At 51.5% G+C, this 7,223-nt stretch carries 5 protein-coding genes; 4 read left to right on the forward strand and 1 reads right to left on the reverse strand.

The features are described from left to right. Window positions 1–203 precede the first annotated feature (203 nt). The gene (locus ACR0L1_RS22440) at window positions 204–1,703 is read right to left on the reverse strand and encodes a metal-dependent hydrolase family protein (RefSeq protein WP_480860865.1); all 1,500 of its coding nucleotides are present in this window, start codon (window positions 1,701–1,703) and stop codon (window positions 204–206) included. Between ACR0L1_RS22440 and ACR0L1_RS22445 the strand changes: the two genes are divergently transcribed. The 4 genes from ACR0L1_RS22445 to ACR0L1_RS22460 all read left to right on the forward strand — a co-directional run bounded on the left by ACR0L1_RS22445 (window position 1,703) and on the right by ACR0L1_RS22460 (window position 6,456). After that, window positions 1,703–2,713, forward strand: a complete 1,011-nt coding sequence (locus ACR0L1_RS22445) for an AraC family transcriptional regulator (RefSeq protein WP_480860867.1) — start codon at window positions 1,703–1,705, stop codon at window positions 2,711–2,713. The two genes, ACR0L1_RS22440 and ACR0L1_RS22445, sit on opposite strands and share 1 nt — an antisense overlap. 534 nt (window positions 2,714–3,247) lie before the next feature. Beyond that, on the forward strand, window positions 3,248–4,480 hold the full coding sequence (locus ACR0L1_RS22450) for a DUF3179 domain-containing (seleno)protein (RefSeq protein WP_480860868.1): 1,233 nt from the start codon (window positions 3,248–3,250) through the stop codon (window positions 4,478–4,480). A gap of 57 nt (window positions 4,481–4,537) precedes the next feature. Further along, the gene (locus ACR0L1_RS22455) at window positions 4,538–4,786 is read left to right on the forward strand and encodes a hypothetical protein (protein WP_480860870.1); all 249 of its coding nucleotides are present in this window, start codon (window positions 4,538–4,540) and stop codon (window positions 4,784–4,786) included. Continuing rightward, window positions 4,783–6,456 (forward strand): sulfatase-like hydrolase/transferase, encoded by a 1,674-nt coding sequence (locus ACR0L1_RS22460; RefSeq protein WP_480860871.1) that lies wholly within the window; start codon window positions 4,783–4,785, stop codon window positions 6,454–6,456. Before ACR0L1_RS22455 ends, ACR0L1_RS22460 begins: the two co-directional genes overlap by 4 nt. Window positions 6,457–7,223 lie beyond the last annotated feature (767 nt).

Below are 7,223 nucleotides of genomic sequence, written 5' to 3' on the forward strand. Positions count from 1 at the left end.
GTAACCCTCGGCCTCAACTGCTGCCTTCACGATCTGATACCGGTCTCAACGGCAGCTTTGACCCAGAGCAGACATTGGCGAAAAATGCGGCTATGACCGAGTTGCGGACTTAACAGACGTTCCCGACGGAGCGAACTAGCGACCACTTCGGTTTCAGAAAATAGACGCGCGGGGTGCCGAGGTTGTTTCACCCCGCGCAACACTCAATCGAGTGTATTCTTGTAAATCACCCCATCCTTCATGATGAGGTCGATGTTGTTTGTGTAATCGACGAGCAATTCAACGTCTTCGACAGGGTTGCCCTTCACAAGCAGAAGATCAGCGTATGCACCTTCAGCAATGACGCCCAAGGGGCCATCCTGGTAGGGATTGAGCGGACCAGAAAGTGCCAAAAGTTCAGCTGTCTTCGACGTCGCTTGCTGCAGAATTTCGTGGCTGCTCCAGACTTCAAGACGATACTTGAACTCATCGTTCTGCTTGGTCAGCGCAACAGGATCACCGATGATGTCCGTCGAGAAAGCAACGTTCTCGATCCCAAAGTCCTTTATCAGCTGCATTTGTTTTCTCGCACCGGCCTGCACGCTTAGGAATTTTGCACCAGCGCTTGGCCCCAATGCCATGACGACGGCCTCCTCTTCCAAACCCAATAGAGAATAGAAAGGCACAATCCACGCATCCGCATCCTTTATGGCCTGAGCACCGACTTCGGTCATCAGTTGTCCGTGTTCGATACTGATGACGCCTGCCTCAATGGACCGCACGATGGATGCGTCTGTGTAGGCGTGAACCATCACATAGGTTCCCCAATCAGCCGCCGCTTGCACAGAAGCCTCCAACTCTTCGGGCAATCCCTGCACCGTATGCAGGGGATCAACGCTGGAGGACACGCCGCCTCCCGCCATGACTTTGATCTGCACTGCACCAAGCCGCAGGGCCTCGCGTGTCGCACGAAGTGTTTCAGGCACACCATCTGCCAAAAACTCTACGTGCTGATTGAAGAAAGACGGATGCGCGCCCATGAAATTGGGGTGCGGTTCATTGTAAAGCCGGTGCTCACCATGTCCGGAGGTTTGTGATATTACCGGTCCCGATGCATAAATGCGCGGTCCGACTGCTTTGCCACGTTCAATCGCCTTGTGCAGTCCAATCGCGGGGCCACCGGCATCACGGACAGTTGTAAAACCGCGCAGAAGCATCTTTTCTGCTTCAATTGTTGAAACTGCGCCCCAATACATCCAATCGAAGTTGTCCCTCAGATCGGCGAGCGGTTCTGTAATCGTCATGTGGACATGCGCATCGATCAATCCCGGCATGAGTGTCCGACCGCCCCCATCTATGATCCGAGCATTCGCTGCGGCAAGAGGCTCGGCAGATACTTCAGTGATAAGATTGCCGACCACCAGCACATTGGCATTTTCGATCCGCTGTTCACTTACACCATCGAAGACGTGGACGTTCGTGAAAAGGATTGGAAAGTCTTCTTCTTGCGCAATGCTTTGTGACGCCGAAAGTCCCAAGATGGAAAGCGTCGAAGCGGCTGCAACTGCCTTGAGCAATACATATGGATAGAATTGGAAACCCATCAAGATAACTCCCTGATTTGTAAATTCTGACCTTAGATGTACTTTAGCAGGAAGCGGGAAGTTCGTATGTTGCCATTTCTGGACAATTTCTGTTTTCTCAGTCCAGTAAGGATAACTCATTGAACAAGCCACTGATCGCACAAACGACGCTTCCAGTGATGCAGTCAAAATTTTTGGCGGAGGTGATTGACCGAGCCTGCAAATTGGGTGCGGATCGCAATCAAATATTGGAAGGGTGTTTGCTGCGGCCCGAAGTATTCGACGCAGCAAGCCAACCAATACCCAGTGCTTGCGTTTATCTGGCCTCGACACAAGCAGCAGAGCAGTCGGGAAATCGTTACCTCTGCGCGGAGATTGCACGAGAGTATGAGTGGAGCACCGGTTTCGTGCCTCCGGCCACCATAAGCAACACGCCCAGCTTGGGTGATCTGCTGGTGGCCTGGTTGCACTTTGTCGAGACAGTTCAAGTCTCGATGCACTACCAACTTGTCGTTGAAACAGAACGCGCCAATTTGGTCGGTAGGCGATTTCTCAAAGCGCCGCAACCGCCCGGGCAAGCGGACGCATGGGATGTCGTTGCTTGGTCTGAGATGTTGAAGGCGAGATTGGGGAGAGTTTGGGATCAAAGCGAAGTCGAAATTCATGTGTTTGATCCTCACGCTATCCCAGCCGAATTGGTGCCGTCGCCCAACGTGAAGAAAGCCGACGCCTGGGGTTTGAGCATGTCGTTTCCGTCAGCTTGGCTTATGCAACAGTCCCCGTTTCCCAGAAACAAAGAACCGGAAAATGCTTCTACGCAGCAACAACCGCTGGATTTGTTCGCACTGTTTCGAGTGTTCGACTATTCTGACTGGCCCGGTTTGGACGGGCTGGCTGCCTTTGTCGGAGTTCATCCAAAGGCGCTGCAAAGAGAACTCAGCAGTCATGGAACGAACGGTGCGAAACTAATAGATCGCGCGAAGGAGCATCTCGCTGATCTGGGGCTGAGAGAAGCTACGCGCTCCATAACTCAAATCGGACGTGACCTGGGGTACAAAAACGCCAGCGCATTCACACGCGCCTGTCATCGCTGGTTTGGCACTTCTCCAGAGAAATATCGTCGGCAGTACACTGCGGCGGCGCGGGAGTAATTCGTATCCTTTTGAAGTGACTGCTTTGGGCTCAAGGCGGTCATCTGACTAACTTACTCAGATAACTGATTGGAGGTGCAAAGCCGAACTTCATGGCAAAAAATTTTGACGTTCCGACTGTGGACGGCTCCTCCTTGCAACTGTGGACGTTGGCGCAAATTGGATCAATGACCGAATCGCGGACGCGGCGGCAGGGCGCTGAAAGGCAACTCGCTAGCCTAAATCGAATTGCTGCTACGGCGACAAAACAAGTTTTGCACGTCAAACTTGCCAAAGGGTGGATGGCAAATGCGCTGAACAGGCAGAATAGACTATTGTTCTCCACTGTTAAGCGCCGCCTCTTATTGACAAACGGAACTCCGCTGATTTTGCTCCCTATGCAAAATGTTTGATACGTTCCGCTCCCTATGCAAAATGTTTGATACGTTCCAAGGCGGCTTTCAGTTCGACGTTAGTGCGAGCCAAGGAGCAAGCGAGGGTATTTCTAGTTTAGTTTATCCGGCGCTTAGGGCGAATTGAAAACGGAGACACGCTGTGAGCAGCATCTTATTCTATCTGTCGACAGCGACGTCATTGGCAATTGCGTTGCTATACTTCCGTGACCTTGGCGACATTCCCCAGCTATTCATGAAAACCAAGCGATCCAATGTTGATCGGTTTATTCGAAACGAATATCGGTTCATCGCGGTTGGGCTAGGAGCGTGGTTCATTTCTGCAATTCTACATTTCGGATTTGGCGCTGGTTCAGGTTTGGTTTTCTGGCTTGCGACAGTGCTCACCCTTGGATTGATTGCCTTCACTTGGATCTACGTCCATCTCGGCCTTCGAAACCAAAAAGAGACGGCAAAATTCTATTCTATCGAGGAAGCCAAGGATTTCGTTAGTCCGACTACTCAAGTCATCGTTCTGGAAAACAATGGCGTGGCCCGGGCCCATCCGCAACCGCAGATTATGCGTCCGCATCTTGTCGGGACCCAAGACGGGCTCGACGGTGAGAACGTTGTCATGACATATTGCGCTATCGCCAATCTCGGCCTTGGCTACACGCCTGAGGTCGAAGGGCAGCACATCGACATGGAAGTACTGGCGCAACATGGAAACAATCTCGTTTTGAGAGACAACAAAACCGGTGAGCCATTACAGCAGATATACGGCTTCCGCTCAATGGATCAGGACACATCGACTGATGGCCCTGTATGTGCTTTGCGACAATCATTGGTAATGCAGCCTTGGCCGACATTTCGCATGACTTTCCGAGGGTTTCAGAAGGCTTATCCTGACGGGACAGTGTTCCTAAATAAACCGTCGACCAACCCGTTTCTCTATCTGCTCGACTTTGCAATGGAGATGGCCTTTACGGCCACTATTTCTAAGCATCACACGGAAGCTAAGCCGGCGATGCAGAACCTTGAGCGTCCAATTGATCCAAGGCTCCCAACCAAGACCTATGTCTGGGGAGTGAACATAGGCGACGATGCGGCCTGTTGGACCGATGACTTTGTTGTTCAATGCGGAAATGTCGTCAACGCTGAGGTCGGTGGGACGCCACTTGTAGTAAGTTGGGACCCTATTTTCGAAAGCTTGAACGTCTGGATAAATGATACGGGCGCTCCCGTCGAGGAGATTGATTTCTGGGGAAAAACGGCAAATGGCCAGCTTCGGCGATCTCCAGATGTGAAGGCGGGTCTTTTCTGGCATGTCTGGGCAGAGTTCTTCCCCCATACGGACATTAATCGCGTGGCCGTTTCTAAAGAAATGGAGACGTAAGCACTCAAAAACGGTAGCCCAAATTTTGTCGCACGCGAATTCTACGAACGGCCGAGAATGACCTTGAAATACTTCTCAATCGCAGAGAAGTTCGAGGAGTGTGGTGCGGCCAACGATTCAGTCGGTAGGACAATGCCGCCATTGTTCGATGCGTTATTTGATACACATCGCTTTGATCGCTACAGCGATAAAAATTCGTCACCCCATGTCAAATTAACTACAGCTGAGGCTCTTGTTCTCTTTATTTTTCATAATGGGGGTTCGTATCCCCGAGATGAAAAGCTCAGCTTTGGAATAACAGAATGAAAGGAAGAGTTTTGTTTAAGAAACTAACGCTCGCGGTAGCTGCCGCGACGCCTTGCTTCGCGCAGGAAGCACCCATTCAGCATGATGCTGAGTACTATATACTGCAGGCCCAGCACGCCGATAAATGGGCCGATGATGATGCAGCCGTCGACGCGCTGCTGTCTGAGTTTCGGGAGCGCAATGATGGCAATCCGCCAAATATCGTCTCCATCCTGATAGATGATCTTGGTTTTGGTGACATGGGCATACCTGAGCTGAACGCAGTACGTGGCATCGAAACTCCGAACATCAACCAATTTTCGGATGAAGGCATGAGGATGGTGCGAATGTACACCGAACCATCCTGTACTCCTACGCGGGTTGCTCAAATGACTGGTCGTCTTCCAGTACGCATCGGAATGGGCAACACAACTGTGGACATTGCAGGGTTTGGTCTCCCAGGAAAGGAAGTTACTCTAGCTGAGGTCCTAAAAGAAGCTGGCTATGCAACCAGTCATGTGGGTAAATGGCATATGGGTGACATCGCTGAAAGCTGGGCGATGAACCAGGGTTTTGACTACGCACAACATGCGATCCACCAGCAAGGCCAACTTACGATTTTCAACGACGATGCTATCCGCGAGCAGGTCTCAGTTGGTATCGGAGATTTTGTTCCTGAGTACGTGCTCGACGAGTGGTTCCGTCCAGACGCTTCGGCGATGATGACCGTTATCGAAGGCGATGCAGGTGGACCAATTCGGGAAATTCGAATGCAACCTGGAGAGCGTTGGGGCGCATTGAAATACGATGAGATGAACCAAGCCTACCAAGATAAGACGATAGAAGAGCTAAGACGTCTTGCTGCCGGTGAGGAACCATTCTTCCTTCAATACTGGCCGATGATCCCACTACATAACACGCGCACCGGGAGAACTGGGCCAGAGTCACCCAATGGTGGCCTCTACGCGGATAAGCTCCAGCTGCTCGATGAGTACCTGGGGGAAATCTTCGCCGAAATGGAAAACCTTGGCGTCGCGAATAACACTGTCGTCGTAGTCATGGGCGACAACGGACATTTCACCAAATACTCACCTCAATCTGGCTTCACACCGATGATCTACAAAGGTGGTAAAGGCGACACCACTGAAGGCGGAGTTAGAGTTGACGCCTTCATACGCTGGCCCGGCGTTATCGGCGCTGACTCAATGGTAAACAACATCATTCACGTCTCCGATCTCTATACAACGCTGTCACGCATAGCCGGCGCAGATGCGTTCATTCCACGTGATCGGCTGGTGGATGGTGTCGATCAGTCAGCTTCGATTTTGTTTGCCGATGAATCCAAAGGTCGCAGGGACTCTTTGATTGTCTATAACATCGATAAACCCGGAGCTATCATCAAAGATAAATTCCGTATGAACCTACCGAAGGACCTTGCAAACGGTATTTTGGCAGACTTCATCGACATCTATCGCGACACTCATGAAAAGTATCCTGTTTCGACCGAAGTTGGAGCTTGGGGAGGCCAGGAATTCGTTCGAATTCTCGCGCGGCACCAAGCCCGGAAGGAAAAATTCCCTGACGAGAAGCCAGCGTTTGGCGTACCCTATGAAGGGATTGAAAACATTCGCCCTGAGACCGCAGCCGCGGTTGAGGCATTCCAAATTAAACAAGCTTCACCGCAGAAATAGCTGAGTTGAGGCGGCGAAAGACCGTCGCCTCAACCTACCCGTAATAAGCTCCTTCTGGCGGGCACTTCCAAGCCAGTGTGGCGAAGCTTTTTTCAAGAATTGCAAAGGCATCCTACAGACTATCGTCACAAACACCGTCTTGGTTTTCATCCAAACAAGTGTCATTAGAGCTTTGGGTCGATGACGAACTGTTGGAGTTCGAAACTGAAGCGCCTAGCCCTACTCCTGCAACAAACCCTCGCGCCGTATCATTCTCGACAAGATAGTCGCGTTCATCGTCGTCAAATTCGACATCGACATCGACATCGACGTTCGCTTCGCGCCCAGTTTGATGATGGGTTTGACCGGGTGCGAGCCTTTGTTCGGATTGAGATCCAGCGGGCTTACCAGCTGCGCGTGAAGGTTTGTTTCCTCCGGGTCCGGCGACGAGGTGATAGTCCTCACCCTCGTTCTGCTCCGCTTGGTCCGAAGAGTACTCCAAGGTTTGGACAAAGGTACCGCCATTGCCACTTTCGAACACATGCGGTGGATCGAAGGAGGCTGTTCGTCCAGTGATCTAGCGAGTATTCATTGCGCGGACAAAGATAAGATGCCGAAAGGGTGGCTGCTTTGGGCTCAGAGCGGTCAGCCTACAGCCGTGTATGAGCTTCCCCAACTGAACTGGTCCATTGCTATGTTTAGGAAACGGAGGACCAAGAATGGCAAACATGAGACCGAAACCTGAAGCGTTATCCGCCCAAGCACTCAAGATTACGTGTGCGCTCTGG

It is taken from the genome of Ruegeria sp. J8 (assembly GCF_056531925.1).

Bases quoted from the DNA above. Each gene is read 5' to 3' on its own strand.
- ACR0L1_RS22440 (WP_480860865.1), bottom strand. From the start codon at position 1,703: ATGAGTTATCCTTACTGGACTGAGAAAACAGAAATTGTCCAGAAATGG.
- ACR0L1_RS22455 (WP_480860870.1), top strand. From the start codon at position 4,538: ATGACCTTGAAATACTTCTCAATCGCAGAGAAGTTCGAGGAGTGTGGT.
- ACR0L1_RS22460 (WP_480860871.1), top strand. From the start codon at position 4,783: ATGAAAGGAAGAGTTTTGTTTAAGAAACTAACGCTCGCGGTAGCTGCC.